The 16,174-nt window shown below is 60.9% G+C and carries 16 protein-coding genes; 7 read left to right on the top strand and 9 right to left on the bottom strand.

The genetic code is table 11. The features are described from left to right. Position 1: 1 nt before the first annotated feature. On the bottom strand, positions 2-1,252 hold the full coding sequence (kynU, locus tag HX783_RS28800) for a kynureninase (RefSeq protein WP_177019129.1): 1,251 nt from the start codon (positions 1,250-1,252) through the stop codon (positions 2-4). A 144-nt stretch (positions 1,253-1,396) separates the two neighbouring features. Here kynU and HX783_RS28795 point away from each other — a divergent pair, with 144 nt between their 5' ends. Next, positions 1,397-1,870 (top strand): Lrp/AsnC family transcriptional regulator, encoded by a 474-nt coding sequence (locus HX783_RS28795; protein WP_003176072.1) that lies wholly within the window; start codon positions 1,397-1,399, stop codon positions 1,868-1,870. 149 nt (positions 1,871-2,019) lie between these two features. Here HX783_RS28795 and catA read toward each other — a convergent pair whose 3' ends face one another. Genes catA through HX783_RS28780 form a run of 3 tightly spaced genes read right to left on the bottom strand, consistent with a single transcriptional unit; the run spans position 2,020 to position 4,421 of the window. Then, entirely contained in the window at positions 2,020-2,949 is a 930-nt protein-coding gene (gene catA, locus HX783_RS28790) for a catechol 1,2-dioxygenase (RefSeq protein ID WP_159959846.1), read from the bottom strand. Positions 2,950-2,990: 41 nt separating this feature from the next. Further along, complete coding sequence (gene catC, locus HX783_RS28785) at positions 2,991-3,281, bottom strand: muconolactone Delta-isomerase (protein ID WP_016974901.1); 291 nt, start codon at positions 3,279-3,281, stop codon at positions 2,991-2,993. A 12-nt stretch (positions 3,282-3,293) separates the two neighbouring features. Further along, a complete protein-coding gene (locus HX783_RS28780) occupies positions 3,294-4,421 on the bottom strand; it encodes a muconate cycloisomerase family protein (protein ID WP_177019128.1) in 1,128 nt (375 codons plus the stop codon). A gap of 114 nt (positions 4,422-4,535) precedes the next feature. On the opposite strand from HX783_RS28780, the gene HX783_RS28775 reads away from it, so the two are divergent. Beyond that, positions 4,536-5,411, top strand: coding sequence for a LysR family transcriptional regulator (locus HX783_RS28775; RefSeq protein WP_177019127.1), 876 nt, complete (start codon positions 4,536-4,538; stop codon positions 5,409-5,411). A gap of 41 nt (positions 5,412-5,452) precedes the next feature. Here HX783_RS28775 and HX783_RS28770 read toward each other — a convergent pair whose 3' ends face one another. Beyond that, a complete protein-coding gene (locus HX783_RS28770) occupies positions 5,453-6,445 on the bottom strand; it encodes a helix-turn-helix domain-containing protein (protein WP_177019126.1) in 993 nt (330 codons plus the stop codon). 325 nt (positions 6,446-6,770) lie between these two features. On the opposite strand from HX783_RS28770, the gene antA reads away from it, so the two are divergent. The 4 genes from antA (at position 6,771) to HX783_RS28750 (ending at position 11,268) form a co-directional block, all read left to right on the top strand. After that, the gene (antA, locus tag HX783_RS28765; protein ID WP_177019125.1) at positions 6,771-8,162 is read left to right on the top strand and encodes an anthranilate 1,2-dioxygenase large subunit; all 1,392 of its coding nucleotides are present in this window, start codon (positions 6,771-6,773) and stop codon (positions 8,160-8,162) included. Further along, on the top strand, positions 8,162-8,653 hold the full coding sequence (gene antB, locus HX783_RS28760; RefSeq protein WP_177019124.1) for an anthranilate 1,2-dioxygenase small subunit: 492 nt from the start codon (positions 8,162-8,164) through the stop codon (positions 8,651-8,653). Before antA ends, antB begins: the two co-directional genes overlap by 1 nt. A 134-nt stretch (positions 8,654-8,787) precedes the next feature. Beyond that, positions 8,788-9,795, top strand: coding sequence for an anthranilate 1,2-dioxygenase electron transfer component AntC (gene antC, locus HX783_RS28755; RefSeq protein ID WP_177019123.1), 1,008 nt, complete (start codon positions 8,788-8,790; stop codon positions 9,793-9,795). A 72-nt stretch (positions 9,796-9,867) separates the two neighbouring features. Beyond that, the gene (locus HX783_RS28750) at positions 9,868-11,268 is read left to right on the top strand and encodes an amino acid permease (RefSeq protein ID WP_159959860.1); all 1,401 of its coding nucleotides are present in this window, start codon (positions 9,868-9,870) and stop codon (positions 11,266-11,268) included. A 147-nt stretch (positions 11,269-11,415) separates the two neighbouring features. Here the strand turns inward: HX783_RS28750 and kynA are convergent, their stop codons facing one another. Both kynA and kynB read right to left on the bottom strand, forming a co-directional pair. Further along, positions 11,416-12,273 (bottom strand): tryptophan 2,3-dioxygenase, encoded by an 858-nt coding sequence (kynA, locus tag HX783_RS28745; RefSeq protein WP_065908419.1) that lies wholly within the window; start codon positions 12,271-12,273, stop codon positions 11,416-11,418. Then, positions 12,270-12,920, bottom strand: coding sequence for an arylformamidase (gene kynB, locus HX783_RS28740; protein WP_177019122.1), 651 nt, complete (start codon positions 12,918-12,920; stop codon positions 12,270-12,272). The genes kynA and kynB overlap by 4 nt, the downstream gene beginning before the upstream one ends. A gap of 386 nt (positions 12,921-13,306) precedes the next feature. Here kynB and HX783_RS28735 point away from each other — a divergent pair, with 386 nt between their 5' ends. Beyond that, positions 13,307-13,651, top strand: coding sequence for a cupin domain-containing protein (locus tag HX783_RS28735; protein ID WP_003194115.1), 345 nt, complete (start codon positions 13,307-13,309; stop codon positions 13,649-13,651). A gap of 48 nt (positions 13,652-13,699) precedes the next feature. Here the strand turns inward: HX783_RS28735 and mmsB are convergent, their stop codons facing one another. Together mmsB and HX783_RS28725 are read right to left on the bottom strand one after the other, a co-directional pair. Continuing rightward, entirely contained in the window at positions 13,700-14,587 is an 888-nt protein-coding gene (gene mmsB / locus HX783_RS28730; protein ID WP_177019121.1) for a 3-hydroxyisobutyrate dehydrogenase, read from the bottom strand. Between the two features lie 15 nt (positions 14,588-14,602). Continuing rightward, entirely contained in the window at positions 14,603-16,120 is a 1,518-nt protein-coding gene (locus HX783_RS28725; RefSeq protein ID WP_083356770.1) for a CoA-acylating methylmalonate-semialdehyde dehydrogenase, read from the bottom strand. Positions 16,121-16,174 lie beyond the last annotated feature (54 nt).

Genomic DNA, 16,174 nt, shown 5'->3' with positions numbered 1-16,174 from the left:
ATCAGGTGACGCTGTTGCGCACTTTGAATTGCGGCTGGTCCCAGGTTTTCTGGTCGAGGATTTCACCGAGGATTTCCACGGCATCCCATACCTCAGTGAAGCTCGTATACAACGGCGTAAAACCAAACCGCATGATGCGCGGCTCGCGGTAATCACCGATCACGCCACGGGCGATCAGCGCCTGGATCACCGCGTAGCCTTCAGGGTGTTCGAAGCTCACATGGCTGCCGCGTTTTGCGTGCTCACGTGGCGTGATCAGCGTCAGGCCGTGGGCGGCGCAGCGAGCTTCGACCAAGGCGATAAACAAATCAGTCAACGCCAGGGATTTAGCGCGCAGGCTGGCCATGTCGGTCTGGGCAAAGATCTCCAGGCCGCATTCGACCATGGCCAACGAAGTGATCGGCTGAGTGCCGCACAGGTAGCGCGCGATGCCGGCGCTTGGCGCGTATTGAGCTTCCATGGCGAACTGCCGGGTATGCCCGAACCAGCCCGACAGCGGCTGGCGCACCACGTCCACCAACGCAGGGTTCACCCACACAAACGCCTGGGAGCCTGGCCCGCCATTGAGGTATTTGTAGGTGCAGCCGATCGCGTAATCAGCCTCGGCCTTGTGCAGGTCGACAGGCACCGCGCCCGCCGAATGCGCCAGGTCCCAGATGCTCAAGGCGCCGCATTCGTGGCTCAACGCGGTAAGCGCCTGCATGTCGTACATGTAGCCGGTCTTGTAGTTGACGTGGGTGAGCATCACCACCGCCACGTCCTCGCCGACAGCCTGCGGCAGCTCGTCGGGGCTGTTGACCAGTCGTAATGAATAGCCCTGTTGCAGCAATTCGGCCAGGCCTTCGGCGATGTACAGGTCGGTGGGGAAGTTGCTCGCCTCGCTGACGATCACCTTGCGATTCGGCTGGCGTTGGCGCTGCACACTCAGCGCGGCGCTGAGCACCTTGAACAGGTTGATCGAGGTGGTATCGGTGATCGCCACTTCACCGTCGCGCGCACCGATCAGCGGTGCCAGACGGTTGCCCAGGCGTAGAGACAAATCCGCCCAACCGGCGCTGTTCCAGCTGCGAATCAAGCCATTGCCCCACTCTTCGGCGATCACCTGTTGCGCTCGCGCCAACGCTGCGAGCGGGCGCGCGCCGAGGGAGTTGCCGTCGAGGTAGATCACGCCCTCGGGCAAGGCGAACTGGTGGCGCAGTGGCGCCAGCGGGTCCTGGGCATCGAGGGCTTGGCAGTGGGTTCGGGTGGTCATGGGCGGTCCTGGTTTTTATAAGTGAAGATGGGCCAAATAATGAGCGAAGATTTACAGAATTTTCGTGCAAAGTTGTAGGCAACAAGCTAATTAAGCTGTAGGAAATTCGAATTTAACCCCAAAACACGCGGATTTATTCTAACCATGATTCTCGACGCCACCGACCTGCGCCTCCTGCATTTTTTGCAACAGGATGGCCGTATCAGCAACCAGGAACTGGCGGAAAAAGTCGCCCTGTCGCCTTCCGCCTGCCTGCGCCGTTTACGCCTGCTGGAGAGCGAGGGAATCATCAGCGGCTACCGCGCCGTGTTGAATGCCGAGCAGTTGGGGATCGAGCTGGAAGCCATCGTGCACCTGTCCTTGCGCCAGGATGTGGAGGATTGGCACGAGACGTTTATCAAGAAGGTGCAAGGCTGGCCGGAGGTGGCCAGTGCGTATGTGATTACCGGCGCCAGCAATTATGTGCTGCGGGTGCAGGCGCGGAATTTGAAACACTTTTCCGACTTTATCGTGAACCACCTGAACCGCACGGCGGGGGTGATGGATATTCGCTCGGAGATTGTGTTGCAGAAGATCAAGGATCGGGATGAGGTGTTGGACCTGGTGGTGCGCAAATAACCCGACGATCGTTCCCACGCTCTGCGTGGGAATGCCGCCCTGGACGCTCCGCGTCCGCTTTAAAAGGGCGTGACGCGGAGCGTCACAGGATGCATTCCCACGCAGAGCGTGGGAACGATCAGCAGAGCGCGGGAACGATCAGTTCGGGTTTAGTCTTCGAGGGCGCGCACGCGTTGCATGCGTTTTTGCTCTACCGGCGCGTCAGCCAGCTGCAACTCAAAGTCAAAATCAATCTGCGCAAACCGCCCTTCCACGCCAAACTCCCGCGCCAGTTGCTGATCGTCACTGAAGCGAATCTCGGCAATCAACTCATCCCGCGTCGCATAGGCAAAATCATCGTGCAGGTACGGGTCATCCGACAGGTTGATCTGCGTGGTCAAATGCCGATGCCCCGGCGCCGAGATGAAGAAGTGAATATGCGCCGGCCGCTGCCCGTGGCGCCCCAGTTGGTCGAGCAGTTGCTGCGTCGGTCCACTCGGCGGGCAGCCGTAGCCGGACGGCACAATGCTGCGAAAACGGTAGTTGCCCTGGGCATCGGTCTCGATGCGTCGGCGCAGGTTGAACTCCGATTGCGCCGGGTCAAACCACGAATAGGTGCCAGCGGTATTGGCCTGCCACACATCGACAATCGCGCCCGCCAACGGCTTGCCATCGGTGTCGCGCACTTGCCCGCGCATAAACAGCGGCACCGCGTCGTCCTTGCCATCATCCAACCGTGCTTCGTACTTGCTCAGCGGCGCGCCGGCCACGTACAGCGGGCCTTCGATGGTGCGTGGCGTGCCACCGGACTTGCCGGCCTCCTCATCGGCGGCATCCATCAGCAAATCGAGGTAATGCTCCAGGCCCAACCCGGCAGCGAGCAGCCCCGCTTCCTGATTTTTACCCAGCTCGTTGAGGTAATTGACCGCCTTCCAGAACTCTTCCGGAGTCACTTCCAGGTCTTCGATGATGTTTACCGTATCGCGCAAAATTCGGTAGATCAGCGCCTTGGCGCGCGGGTTGCCGCCGTCGTTGTGGTGGCCGCTGGCTTCTTCGAGAAACGCTTGGGCATGGGCAGTCTGGGACAGTCGGATGGACATGGTGCAATCCTCATCTTGTAATTATTGGGGGCAAAACAGGCTCAGCGGTCGTCTTCATGGATCGACGAAGGGTGCCGGCACAGCGCATTCACTTCGATGGCCATATAAGGGAAAAGCGGCAGTTGCATCAGCAGGTCGTGCAGGTCTTGCACGCTGTCGACGTCGAACACGCTGTAGTTGGCGTAGTGCCCGGCGATGCGCCACAGGTGGCGCCATTTGCCCTCTTGTTGCAGCCGCTGCGCCAGGGCTTTTTCCTCAGCCTTGAGGCCGGCCGCGCGCTCGGGGTTCATGTCCAGGGGCAGGTTCACGGTCATTTTTACGTGGAACAACATGGCAGGCGCCTCTTAGTGTTTGTCACGACGGAAGAACGCCAAACGCTCTTCATCAATGCTCAGGCCCAGGCCTGGCGCTGTGGAGACATGCAGCTGGAAATCGCGGTACACCGGCGGCTCAGTGAGAATGTCTTCGGTGAGCAGCAGCGGGCCGAACAGTTCGGTGTCCCAGGCCAGCTTGTTCAAGGTCAGGAAGGCATGCGCCGAGGCCAGGGTGCCGATGCCGCCTTCGAGCATGGTGCCGCCGTACAAGCCGATACCGGCCGCTTCGGCAATCGCAGCCGTACGCAGCACCGCCCGCGGGCCGCCGTTCTTGGCGATCTTGAGGGCAAACACCGAGGCCGCGCCTTCGCGGGCCAGGTTGAAGGCGTCTTCCACGCATTCGATGGACTCATCGGCCATGATCGGCGCCGGGCTCGACAGATTCAGCCGCGCCATGCCGCTGCGGTTGTTGCGCGAGATGGGTTGTTCGATCAAGTCGATGCCGTTATCGCCGAGCACCTTGCACGCGCGCAGGGCCACCGCTTCGTCCCAGGCCTGGTTGACGTCGACGCGCACACTGGCGCGCTCGCCCACCGCCTGTTTGATCGCGATCACGTGGGCCAGGTCGCGGCTGACCTCACCGGCGCCGATCTTCAATTTGAAGATACGGTGGCGGCGCAGGTCGAGCATCTTCTCGGCCTCGGCGATGTCCTGTTCGGTGTTGCCGCTGGCCAATGTCCAAGCCACCGGCAAGGCATCACGCACGCGCCCGCCGAGCAGTTCGCTGACCGGCAGGTTGAGGCGTTTACCCAATGCATCGAGCAAGGCGCTCTCGATGCCGGACTTGGCAAAGGTGTTGCCACGAATGCTGCGCTCCAGGCACAACATGGCCGCGTTGATATTGCTCGCGTCCTGGCCAATCAACAGCGGCGCAAAGTGCCGGTCGATGTTGACCTTGATGCTGTCGGGGCTTTCATTGCCGTAGCTCAGGCCGCCGATGGTGGTGGCTTCGCCAATGCCTTCGATGCCGTCGGCGCAACGCAGGCGGATGATCACCAGCGTCTGGTTTTGCATGGTGTGCATCGCCAGCTTGTGCGGGCGAATGGTGGGAAGGTCGACGATGATCGTTTCAATCGACTCGATGGCGCAAATCGGCATGGCTATACCCATTGGGTTCTTTATAGATTTGCGCCGATTCTGTGCCGTATTTTTCCTGGCTTCCAATATAGAATGGGTCTCGCACAATACCTTCAAGGTATGAAAGGAGCCGCCATGGAACTGCGTCATCTGCGCTATTTCCAGGTGCTGGGTGAAACGCTGAACTTCACCCGCGCCGCCGAACGCCTGCACATCGCCCAGCCGCCGTTGAGCCGGCAGATCCAGCAATTGGAAGATGAATTGGGCGTGATTCTGCTGGAGCGCGGCCGACCGCTGCGGCTGACCGAGGCCGGGCGGTTTTTCTATGAGCACGCCAATGTGCTGCTCGAGCAACTGGGCAAAGTCTGCGACAACACGCGGCGCATCGGCCAGGGCGAAAAGACCTGGCTGGGCATCGGTTTTGCGCCGTCGACCTTGTACGGCGTGTTGCCGGAGTTGATTCGGCGGCTGCGCAACCATGAGGCGCTGGAGCTGGAGTTGGGCTTGTCGGAGATGACCACCTTGCAGCAGGTCGAAGCGCTCAAGGCCGGGCGGATTGACGTGGGTTTCGGGCGGATTCGCATCGACGACCCGGCCATCGTCCAGCGCGTGCTGGTGGAGGATCGGCTGGTGGCGGTGCTGCCCGCCGGGCACCCGCTGCTGGAAGCGCCCGCCACCCTCGCCCAGCTGGCCGCCGAGCCGTTTGTGCTGTACCCCGGCAACCCGCGCCCCAGTTATGCCGACCATGTGATCGCGCTGTTCGACGCCCACGGCTTGAGCCTCAAGGTGGCGCAGTGGACCAACGAATTGCAGACCGCCATCGGCCTGGTCGGCGCGGGCATGGGCGTGACGCTGGTGCCGGCCTCGGTGCAGGTGCTGCATCGGGCGGATATTGGTTACACGCCGATCGTGGAAAGCACTGCGACCTCGCCGATTATTCTGAGCCGGCGGGTGAATGATCAGTCGCCGGGGCTGAGTCATTGTTTGCAACTGGTAGAAGAACTGATCTGAGATCTCCCAAACACCCTAGATCCAATGGATCTTCATCAGGTTTAGAGGCTGCGCAGGCGCTTGCGTTGCAGGGTTTGGCTGGGGGACTCATCAAAGAGCTTGCGGTACTCCGCCGAGAACCGCCCCAAATGGGTAAAGCCCCAACCCAGGGCAATCTCGGAAATGGTCCGAGTAGAACCCTGCTCAAGAATTTCCTGACGCACCGCCCCCAACCGGTACTTCTTCAAATACGCCATGGGCGACAGCGCAAAGTACTTGCGAAACGCATCAAACAGCTTGAACCGCGACACGCCCGCAGCCGTCTCCAGGTCCTCCAAATGCACCGCTTCACGGGCGTTGTAGTGGATGTACTGCCGCGCACGAATCAAATAATGCGGCAGCTTCACGCCCAGCACGTCGCGCAATTCTTCTGAATAGTTATTCGGCTGGGCGAGGATCAACCCTTTGATCAGCGAGCTTTCCAGGTCACGGGTAAACGCTGCCTGCTCATACAGCTCGCTGCTGCGCTCGAGCTCGGCGATAAAGTAGCGCGCCATGCGCCACCAGGATGCCGACGCGCCGTCCACCGCGTCCATCACCGATTCAAAACGCAACGGCGCCTCAATCGGCCGTTGCAGCAACGCCTCCAGCGACTCACTCATCGCCGCGCGCGTGATCACCACCTGCAACTTGCGGCAGTCACCGGATATCGCCAGCACTTGGTGCTCGTTGGGCGACAGGATCACGCCTTGGTCGCGGTTGGAACTCAAGCGCTCGCCGTTCTTGCTCAACTCCTGCTCGCCCACCAACGGCAGGCTCAGGCTGTAGCTGCTGAAGTGCTCGGCGTCTTCGATGCCGATGGTCACGTCGGTGCCGTATTCGATCACGCCCAGGGTGGTGGCGCGGGACTTGAACACGTTGGCGCTGTGGTGAAAGCGCAGGCGCTCGGGTGTCGAGGTCGCCAGGCGGTGCGGCCCACAAATGCCGGACATCCAGCTGCAGGCGCCTTCGAGGTCGAAGCGTTGAATATGGATTTCGCGTGTATGGCTACTCATCAGGGTGCACCCACGGCGGTTAGGCGGTTGCGCGCTCTGGCGGCGCGTCGTTAACAATCGACAGCAAGTTCTACGCCACGCCCGCGTGAATGCAACGGGGTGGATAGCAACGGTCGACTATGTGGATAAGCCGCCGGTTTTTGCGGCTTTCCCTTGGTATGACAGTAGCGCATCGCGTCACCTGGCTGCACCGAACTGGGTATTTGCTGCCCAACCATGCCCCCCAACTATGCGGCCCATCTCTGCCCATTAAGCGGATAGCCCGCACCCTGCCCCGCTGCCTCTAATGGACCACCGATCAGCCTCTATCAAAAAGGTGCCTCCCATGAGTGGTGCAAAAAGCGTCGAGCAGTGGAAAACATTCATCGAAAGCTGCCTGGACTTTCGCCCGGCCGATGAAGTGTTCCGCATCGCCCGCGACATGTTCACCGAGCCGGAACTGTTCGACCTGGAGATGGAACTGATCTTCGAAAAGAACTGGATCTACGCCTGCCACGAAAGCGAGCTGGCCCATAACCACGACTTCGTGACGATGCGCGCCGGGCGCCAGCCGATGATCATCACCCGCGATGGCGAGGGCCAACTGAATGCGCTGATCAACGCCTGCCAGCATCGCGGCACCACGCTGACGCGCGTCGGCAAGGGCAACCAATCGACCTTTACGTGCCCGTTTCATGCCTGGTGCTACAAGAGCGATGGCCGGCTGGTGAAGGTCAAGGCGCCGGGCGAGTACCCGGAAGGCTTCGACAAAGCCACGCGCGGCCTGAAAAAGGCGCGCATCGAAAGCTACAAGGGGTTTGTGTTTATCAGCCTGGACGTGAACGGCACCGACAGCCTGGAAGACTTCCTCGGCGACGCCAAAGTGTTCTTCGACATGATGGTCGCGCAGTCCGCCACGGGTGAGCTGGAAGTGCTGCCGGGTAAATCGGCCTACACCTACGACGGCAACTGGAAGCTGCAAAACGAGAACGGCCTGGACGGTTATCACGTCAGCACCGTGCACTACAACTACGTGGCCACGGTGCAGCATCGCCAGCAGGTGAACACCGAAAACGGCAGCGGCGCAGGCACCACGCTGGACTACAGCAAGCTCGGCGCGGGCGACGCGAACACCGATGATGGCTGGTTCGCCTTCAACAATGGCCACAGCGTGTTGTTCAGCGACATGCCCAACCCGAGCGTGCGCTCGGGCTACGCCACCATCATGCCGCGCCTGGTGGAAGAACATGGCCAGCAAAAGGCCGAGTGGATGATGCACCGCCTGCGCAACCTGAACATTTACCCAAGCCTATTCTTCCTCGACCAGATCAGCTCGCAGCTGCGGATTATTCGCCCGGTGGCGTGGAACAAGACCGAGATCATCAGCCAGTGCCTGGGCGTGAAGAACGAGTCGGATGCCGACCGTGAAAACCGCATCCGCCAGTTTGAGGACTTCTTTAACGTGTCCGGCATGGGCACACCCGATGACCTGGTGGAGTTTCGCGAAGCCCAGCGCGGTTTCCAGGGCCGCCTGGAACGCTGGAGCGATATCTCGCGCGGCAGCCACCGCTGGGAAACCGGGCCCACGCCGAACAGCGAAGCCATCGGCATCCAACCGGCGATGACCGGCACCGAATTCACCCACGAAGGCCTGTACGTCAACCAGCACCGCAACTGGCAGCAGTTCCTCCTCAAGGGCCTGGACCAACAAGCGCTGAAACTGCGGGAGGTGAAGTGATGAATGCGCAATTGCAGTACCGGATCGAACAGTTTTTCTACCGTAAATCCGAGCTGTGCGATGCCCAGGATTGGGACGCCTATGTGCAGCTGTTCGACCCGCAGAGTGAATTCCACTTGCCGCAATGGGACTCGGAACACGTCTACACCCGCGACCCCAAGCGCGAGATGTCGCTGATCTATTACGCCAACCGTTCGGGGCTGGAAGACCGCGTGTTCCGTTTGCGTACGGGTAAGGCCGCGTCGGCCACGCCAATGCCGCGCACATTGCACTTGATCAATAACGTGCGTGTGGCCGAGCAGGCGGGCGGGTTACTGGAAGTGAAGTTGAACTGGCACACGCTGTTTTATCGGCTGGCCACGTCGGAGCAGTTTTATGGGCATGCCACCTACAGCCTCAAACCCCATGGCGACAGTTGGTTGATCACGCGCAAACACGCCTTGCTGCTCAACGACACCATCAACTCGGTGCTGGATTTTTATCACCTCTAAACCGGCACATCACCCCTGTGGCGAGGGAGCTTGCTCCCGCTGGAGTGCGCAGCGCTCCCAAGATTTTGGGGCCGCTGCGCAGCCCAGCGGGAGCAAGCTCCCTCTCCACACATGATGTGCGTGGAGCTCAATCAATGAATCACAAAGTGGCCTTCAGTTTTGCCGACGGCAAGACCCTGTTTTTTCCGGTGGGCGCCAATGAAATCCTGTTGGACGCGGCCCTGCGCAACGGCATAAAAATCCCTTTGGATTGCCGCGAAGGCGTGTGCGGCACCTGCCAGGGCCGGTGCGAGTCCGGCGATTACACCCAGGATTATGTCGACGAAGAAGCCCTCTCCAGCCTCGATCTGCAACAGCGCAAGATGCTCAGCTGCCAGACGCGGGTGAAGTCCGACGCGGCGTTTTACTTCGACTTTGATTCGAGCCTGTGCAACGCGCCCGGGCCGGTGCAAGTGCGCGGTACGGTGAGCGAAGTGCAGCAAATTTCAAGCAGCACGGCGATTTTGCAGGTGCAGCTGGAGGCACCGCTGGATTTTCTGCCCGGCCAATACGCTCGCCTGTCGGTTCCCGGCACCGACAGTTGGCGCGCGTATTCCTTCGCTAATCGCCCCGGCAATCAACTGCAGTTTCTGGTGCGTCTGCTGCCCGACGGCGTCATGAGCAACTACCTGCGCGAGCGCTGCCAGGTCGGTGATGAAGTGCTGATGGAGGCGCCGTTGGGCGCGTTTTACCTGCGCCATGTCACCCAACCGCTGGTGCTGGTGGCCGGTGGCACCGGGTTGTCGGCGTTGCTGGGCATGCTCGATGAACTAGCGGCCAACGGCTGCGACCAACCTGTGCACTTGTATTACGGTGTGCGTGGTGCCGAGGACTTATGCGAAGCGGCGCGCATCCACGCCTACGCTGCAAAAATTCCGAATTTTCGCTACACCGAAGTGCTGAGCGACGCCTCACCGGCGTGGGCCGGCAAGCGCGGCTACCTCACCGAGCATTTCGACCTGGCCGAATTGCGGGATAGATCGGCGGATATGTACGTGTGCGGCCCGCCGCCAATGGTCGAATCGATCCAACAATGGCTGTCGGATCAGGCACTTGATGGCGTTCAGCTGTATTACGAAAAGTTTACGCAGAGTAATATCTGACCCCTCAGCAGTTCTGAGGGGCGGGTGCGGCGTGCAATCACCCTCAAGAAAAACAAGTAGAAGGGAATGTTAATGGCGGATGACATGGTTAACCCGGTTGGCCTCAAGCGTGGCCTGAAGAACCGGCATATTCAGCTGATCGCCTTGGGAGGGGCGATTGGCACGGGGTTGTTCCTCGGCTCGGCCGGGGTGCTCAAGTCGGCGGGGCCGTCGATGATCCTGGGTTACGCGATTGCCGGTTTTATTGCGTTCCTGATCATGCGCCAGCTCGGCGAGATGATCGTCGAAGAGCCGGTGGCCGGCTCCTTCAGCCACTTCGCACATAAATACTGGGGCGGCTACGCAGGCTTCCTGGCGGGCTGGAACTACTGGGTACTTTACGTGCTGGTGGGCATGGCCGAACTGACGGCCGTGGGCAAATACATCCAGTTCTGGTGGCCGGAGATTCCAACCTGGGTCAGCGCGCTGGTGTTCTTCGTCGCGGTGAACCTGATCAACACGCTGAACGTGAAGTTCTTCGGTGAAGCCGAGTTCTGGTTCGCGATCATCAAAGTGGTGGCGATTGTCGGCATGATCGTGCTCGGCTGCTACCTGCTGTTCAGCGGCACCGGCGGCCCGCAAGCCTCGGTGAGCAACCTGTGGAGCCACGGCGGGTTCTTCCCGAATGGCGGCATGGGGCTGTTGATGTCGATGGCGTTCATCATGTTCTCGTTCGGCGGCCTGGAGCTGGTGGGCATCACCGCCGCCGAGGCCAGCGAGCCGCGCAAAGTGATCCCCAAAGCCATCAACCAGGTGGTTTACCGGATCCTGATTTTCTACGTCGGCGCGCTCACCGTGCTGCTGTCGCTGTACCCGTGGGACCAGCTGCTGCAAACCCTCGGCGCGTCAGGCGATGCCTACAGCGGCAGCCCGTTTGTGCAGATTTTCTCGCTGATCGGTAACGACACCGCCGCACACATCCTCAACTTCGTGGTGCTGACCGCGGCGCTGTCGGTGTACAACAGCGGCGTGTACTGCAACAGCCGCATGCTGTTCGGCCTGGCCGAGCAAGGCGACGCGCCGAAAGCGCTGATGAAACTCAACAAACAAGGCGTGCCGCTGCGCGCCCTGGCGATTTCGGCACTGGTGACGATGCTCTGCGTGGTGGTCAACTACGTCGCGCCGAAGAGTGCGCTGGAATTGCTGTTTGCGCTGGTGGTTGCCTCGCTGATGATCAACTGGGCGCTGATCAGCATCACTCATATCAAGTTCCGCAAAGCCATGGGCGAGCAAGGCGTGACGCCATCGTTCAAGACCTTCTGGTTCCCGTTCAGCAACTACCTGTGCCTGGCGTTCATGGTGATGATTGTGAGCGTGATGCTGGCGATTGAGGGTATTCGTGAGTCGGTGTATGCGATGCCGGTTTGGGTGGGGATTATCTATGTGGCGTATCGGTTGCGGGTTAGAAACGCGAAAGTAGCCGTAGCGCAGTAACCCCTGTGGGAGCGGGCTTGCTCGCGAAGGCGGTGGATCAGCCAGCACATGTATTGACTGACACACCGCTTTCGCGAGCAAGCCCGCTCCCACAGTTTTGAATGCATTCCAGATGTAGAAAGCCCCGGCGTTCCGGGGCTTTTTTATTTATAGCGTGGAACGCACTCGCCACAGCTCGGGAAACAGCACCGTGTCGAGCATCTTGCGCAAATACCCCACGCCTTCTGTGCCGCCCGTGCCCGGCTGGAAGCCGATAATGCGCTCCACCGTCGTCACATGCCGGAAGCGCCACTGGCGGAACGAATCCTCCAAGTCGATAAACTTCTCGGCCAACTGATACAAATCCCAATACCGACTCGGGTCGCGATACACCTCACGCCACGCCGCTTCCACCGATTCATCGTGAACCGTGGCCGCCGTCGGGTCGCGCTCGGCACGTTTAGGGTCAATCGCCAGGCCCGCCTTGGCCATCAGGTTGACCGCCTCGTCATACAGCGACGGCGTGGCAATCGCCACTTTCAGCTCGTTCAACAACTCCGGCCGATGCGCGTGAGGACGCAACAGCGCCGCGCTTTTATTGCCGAGGATAAATTCGATCTCGCGGTACTGGAACGACTGGAACCCCGACGACTGCCCCAGGAACGGGCGAATCGCCTTGTACTCCGACGGTGTCATCGTCGCCAGCACCGCCCAGGCGTGCACCAGTTGATCGAAGATCCGCGACACCCGCGCCAGCATCTTGAACGCCGGCGGCAGCTCGCCCAGGCGCACGTGTTCACGGGCGGCCTTGAGTTCGTGGAGCATCAGTTTCATCCACAGCTCGGAAGTCTGGTGCTGGATGATGAAGAGCATTTCGTTGTGGTCCGGCGACAGCGGGTGCTGAGCGCTGAGGACTTTGCCCAGATCCAGGTAGTCGCCGTAGCTCATCGACTCGGAAAAATTCAGCTCGGCGTTATGCCATTCTTCCGGCGGTTGATAGTCAGCAGAGAAAGGACATTGGCTCATCGCGTGGGCTCCTTGAGCGGGCGGAGAATGGCGCGGACCGGGCTCGCGTCCAGATTGGCAAAACGCAGCGGCAGCGCGATCAATTCATAGTCGCCCTCCGGCACGTCATCGAGCACGATGCCTTCGAGAATCGCCATGCCATGGCGGGCCACGGCGTTGTGGGAGTCCATGGTCTTGGACTGTTGCGGGTCCAGGGACGGCGTGTCGATACCAATCAGGCGCACGCCCAGGCTGGCGAGCAGCTCGATGGTTTGCGGGGCGATGGCGGTGAAATTCGAATCCCACTCGGTCAGCGGCGCTTGTGGATAAGTGCGCAGCAGCACGCGCTCGGGCAAGTTATCCACACGCCCGTCCAACTGATGCGGCTGCACCAGCGCGCCACTGCCCAGGCAATGCAGTACACGGCACGGGCCCATGTACACGTCCAGCGACACCTCGCCAATCGGCGCGCCGTCAGCGCTGTAATGCAACGGCGCGTCCACATGGGCGCCGGTGTGCGGCGAAAAGGTCACGCGCCCTACATTCACCGGGCACTCCGGGCCGAACTGCCACACGCGCTCTTCCTGGAACGGCGTATCGCCCGGCCAGGTCGGGGTGGCCGTGCTCAAGGGCGGGCTGATATCCCACCACGTTTTTATTGGGTTCATTTCGAGGCTCTCGGTCGTTACTGGGGTGAATGATACGAGGGCCAGCCGTGCATTTTCTTGCTTATTCCAGCGCCAAGCGGGAATTCTTTCGCAGTTACTGCGAGGAAAGGTCGGGTTCACGCCAGGAAGTTTCATCTGATGAAAGTGGCTCAAACACTGGAGATCCAATGTGGGAGCGGGCTTGCTCGCGAAGGCGGCGGGTCAGTCTAAGTATTTAGCGACTGGCACTCTGCATTCGCGAGCAAGCCCGCTCCCACATGGACTGCAGGGTGCCAGAGGAATCGCATTCGCCTGCGCTTCTGGGCATCCCGATGTCGAGTTCAGACCACTGACACAACGCCCCAGGCCTTAGGGTTGCTCTTTCCATTCCCTGCCTCGGAGCCATCATGTCCAAGCCCATCACCGTACTGCGCGACACCCACCCACTGCCGGTCCTGGATGCCTGCAAATGGGAAAAACTCGAAGGCGACCCGCACACCGTCAACCTCAACGCCTACACCAGCGAAGACGGCAGCAAAATCATGGGCACCTGGATCTGCACGCCGGGCAAGTGGTACGTGGAATACGTGAAGTGGGAATACTGCCATTTCCAGGAAGGCTACTGCGTGATCACGCCCGAAGGGATGGCGCCGATTCACCTGCGGGCTGGGGATATCTTTGTGGTGGAGCCAGGGATGAAGGGGACGTGGGAAGTGGTTGAGACTGTGCGTAAGTATTTTGTGTTTGCGTGAGGCGCAAAAACCCGAGAGCCCGCCAACGGCAGGCTCTCGGAAAACGCCCTATTCGGGCTTGCGATAGCTGTTGATGATCGCCGAGAAGTCTTTGCCGCCTTCCCCGCGCTGGCTCATCGATTGATACAACTGCTGGGCCACGGCGCCCAAAATCACCGGTTGCTTGGCTTGGCGCGCGGCTTCGGTGGCCAGGCCGAGGTCTTTGAGCATCAGGTCGGCGCCAAAACCACCGGTGTAACCCCGCGACGACGGTGCGGTTTCGATCACGCCCGGCCAGGGGTTGTAGGTGTCGGAACTCCAGCAACGCCCGGTGGAGCTGTTGATGATGCCGGCCAGCACTTGGGTGTCGATGCCCAGTGCATCGCCCAGGGCCATGGCCTCGCTGACACCGACCATACTGATCCCCAGCAACAGGTTGTTGCAGATTTTGGCGATTTGCCCGGTGCCTACGTCGCCGCAATGCACGATGTTACGACCCATCTGCGCCAGCACCGGTTGCAGGGTGGCGAACAGCTCCGGGGTGGCGCCGACCATGAAGGTCAGGGTCCCCGCCTGGGCGCCGCCGGTGCCACCGGAGACGGGCGCATCGGCCATCACCACGCCTTGCTTGGCCGCCGCTGCGGCGACATCACGCGCAGTTTGCGGGTCGATGGTGCTGCAATCCACAGCCGGTATGCCTTTGCCGATGCCGGCCAAAACCCCGTCCTCATTCAGCCACACGCTGCGCACATGGGCCGCGGCCGGCAGCATGGTAATCACCAGCTCAGCGCCTTGGGCGGCGTCACGCGGCGAGTCGCTGATGCTGCCGCCCAATTCGGCGAGTTCCTTGAGCACGGTCTGGTTCAGGTCGAACAGGTTCAGCGCGTGCCCGGCCTTGATCAGGTTGCGGGCCATGGGCGCGCCCATGTTGCCCAAGCCGATAAATGCAATCTTCATGGTCGTCTCCCGGAATCAGCGCAGGTTGATGGTGGTGTTGACGCCATCGTTGACCGTGTCGTCGTCGAACCAGCGGCTCGTAACGGTTTTGGTCTGGGTGTAGAACTGCACCACTTGCTTGCCGTACGGGCCCAGGTCGCCGAGCTTGGAACCCCGCGAGCCGGTGAAGCTGAAGAACGGCACTGGCACCGGGATCGGGATGTTGATGCCGACCTGGCCTACATCGATTTCGCTCTGGAACTTACGCGCCGCCGCACCGCTTTGGGTGAATAGGCCAGTGCCGTTGCCGAATGGGTTGGCGTTGACCAGCGCGATGGCCTCATCGAGGGTCGCGACTTCGAGCACCACCAACACCGGGCCGAAGATTTCCTGGGTGTAGATTTGCATGTCCGTGGTCACGCCCGAGAACAGGGTCGGGCCGACGAAGTTGCCTTGCTCGAAGCCCGGCACCTTGATGTCGCGGCCGTCCAGTTCCAGCTTGGCGCCTTCTTTCACGCCGCTTTCGATCAGCTCCAGAATGCGTGCTTTGGCGCGCTTGGAAATCACCGGGCCGACATCCGTGCCGGCTTCGCTGCCGGCATTCACTTTGAGTTTTTGCGCCAGCGCCTTGAGGTCCGGCAGCCATTGTTTGGCCGCGCCCACCAGCACCACCACCGAGGTGGCCATGCAACGCTGGCCCGCTGCGCCAAAACCGGCACCGACCAAGGCATTCAGCGTGTGTTCGCGGTTGGCGTCCGGCAGCACCACGGCGTGGTTCTTGGCGCCCATCATCGACTGCACGCGCTTGCCGTGCTTACCGGCCAGGTCGTACACGTGAGTGCCGACGGCGGTCGAGCCGACGAACGACACCGCCTTGATATCTTTATGGGTGCACAGCGCATCTACCACATCCTTGCCGCCGTGCACCACGTTGAGCACGCCCGCCGGTACACCGGCTTCCAGCGCCAGCTCAACCAGCAACATCGTCGACAGCGGGTCCTGCTCGGACGGCTTGAGCACGAAGGTGTTACCGCAGGCAATCGCCATCGGGAACATCCACAGCGGAATCATTGCCGGGAAGTTGAACGGGGTAATACCGGCGCATACGCCGATGGGTTGGCGCAGGGTGTAGGTGTCGACGCCACCGGCGACGTTCTCAGCGAATTCGCCCATCTGCAAGGTGCCGATGGAGCAGGCGTGCTCGACCACTTCCAGACCACGGAAAATATCGCCTTCGGCATCGGCAATGGTCTTGCCCTGCTCGGCGCTGAGGACCACGGCGATGCGCTTGGAATGTTCGCGGATCAGGGCTTGCAGCTTGAGCATGATGCGCATGCGCGCGCCGATCGGCGTCAGCTTCCAGGTCTGGAAGGCTTGGTGGGCAGCGTCGATGGCGGCGTTGACCTCATCGGCGGTCGCAAACGGGACTTTGGCCAGCACCTGCTGGGTGGCCGGGTTGACGATGTCTTGCCAGTGGGTGGTCTTGGACTCGACCCATTCACCGTTGATCAGCAACTTGACCTGTTGCACGGAAATATCGGCAGAAGCGTTCATGTGGTCTCCAAATCTTGTAGTTATGCAGAGACAAGGCGCGTGAATCGCCTTGGA

Source organism: Pseudomonas sp. D2002 (assembly GCF_013385735.1).
In the GTDB taxonomy this organism is placed as follows: domain Bacteria; phylum Pseudomonadota; class Gammaproteobacteria; order Pseudomonadales; family Pseudomonadaceae; genus Aquipseudomonas.
The sequence above is the reverse complement of the archived record's forward strand: the minus strand, read 5'-3'. Positions and strand labels throughout refer to the sequence as shown.

Excerpts from the sequence above, each read along its gene's own strand:
- HX783_RS28735 (WP_003194115.1), top strand. The coding sequence starts at position 13,307 with ATGTCCAAGCCCATCACCGTACTGCGCGACACCCACCCACTGCCGGTC.
- HX783_RS28780 (WP_177019128.1), bottom strand. The coding sequence starts at position 4,421 with ATGCCGATTTGCGCCATCGAGTCGATTGAAACGATCATCGTCGACCTT.
- antB (WP_177019124.1), top strand. The coding sequence starts at position 8,162 with ATGAATGCGCAATTGCAGTACCGGATCGAACAGTTTTTCTACCGTAAA.
- HX783_RS28725 (WP_083356770.1), bottom strand. The coding sequence starts at position 16,120 with ATGAACGCTTCTGCCGATATTTCCGTGCAACAGGTCAAGTTGCTGATC.
- HX783_RS28775 (WP_177019127.1), top strand. The coding sequence starts at position 4,536 with ATGGAACTGCGTCATCTGCGCTATTTCCAGGTGCTGGGTGAAACGCTG.
- kynA (WP_065908419.1), bottom strand. The coding sequence starts at position 12,273 with ATGAGCCAATGTCCTTTCTCTGCTGACTATCAACCGCCGGAAGAATGG.
- catC (WP_016974901.1), bottom strand. The coding sequence starts at position 3,281 with ATGTTGTTCCACGTAAAAATGACCGTGAACCTGCCCCTGGACATGAAC.
- HX783_RS28795 (WP_003176072.1), top strand. The coding sequence starts at position 1,397 with ATGATTCTCGACGCCACCGACCTGCGCCTCCTGCATTTTTTGCAACAG.
- kynU (WP_177019129.1), bottom strand. The coding sequence starts at position 1,252 with ATGACCACCCGAACCCACTGCCAAGCCCTCGATGCCCAGGACCCGCTG.
- HX783_RS28770 (WP_177019126.1), bottom strand. The coding sequence starts at position 6,445 with ATGAGTAGCCATACACGCGAAATCCATATTCAACGCTTCGACCTCGAA.
- antC (WP_177019123.1), top strand. The coding sequence starts at position 8,788 with ATGAATCACAAAGTGGCCTTCAGTTTTGCCGACGGCAAGACCCTGTTT.
- kynB (WP_177019122.1), bottom strand. The coding sequence starts at position 12,920 with ATGAACCCAATAAAAACGTGGTGGGATATCAGCCCGCCCTTGAGCACG.
- HX783_RS28750 (WP_159959860.1), top strand. The coding sequence starts at position 9,868 with ATGGCGGATGACATGGTTAACCCGGTTGGCCTCAAGCGTGGCCTGAAG.
- antA (WP_177019125.1), top strand. The coding sequence starts at position 6,771 with ATGAGTGGTGCAAAAAGCGTCGAGCAGTGGAAAACATTCATCGAAAGC.
- catA (WP_159959846.1), bottom strand. The coding sequence starts at position 2,949 with ATGTCCATCCGACTGTCCCAGACTGCCCATGCCCAAGCGTTTCTCGAA.
- mmsB (WP_177019121.1), bottom strand. The coding sequence starts at position 14,587 with ATGAAGATTGCATTTATCGGCTTGGGCAACATGGGCGCGCCCATGGCC.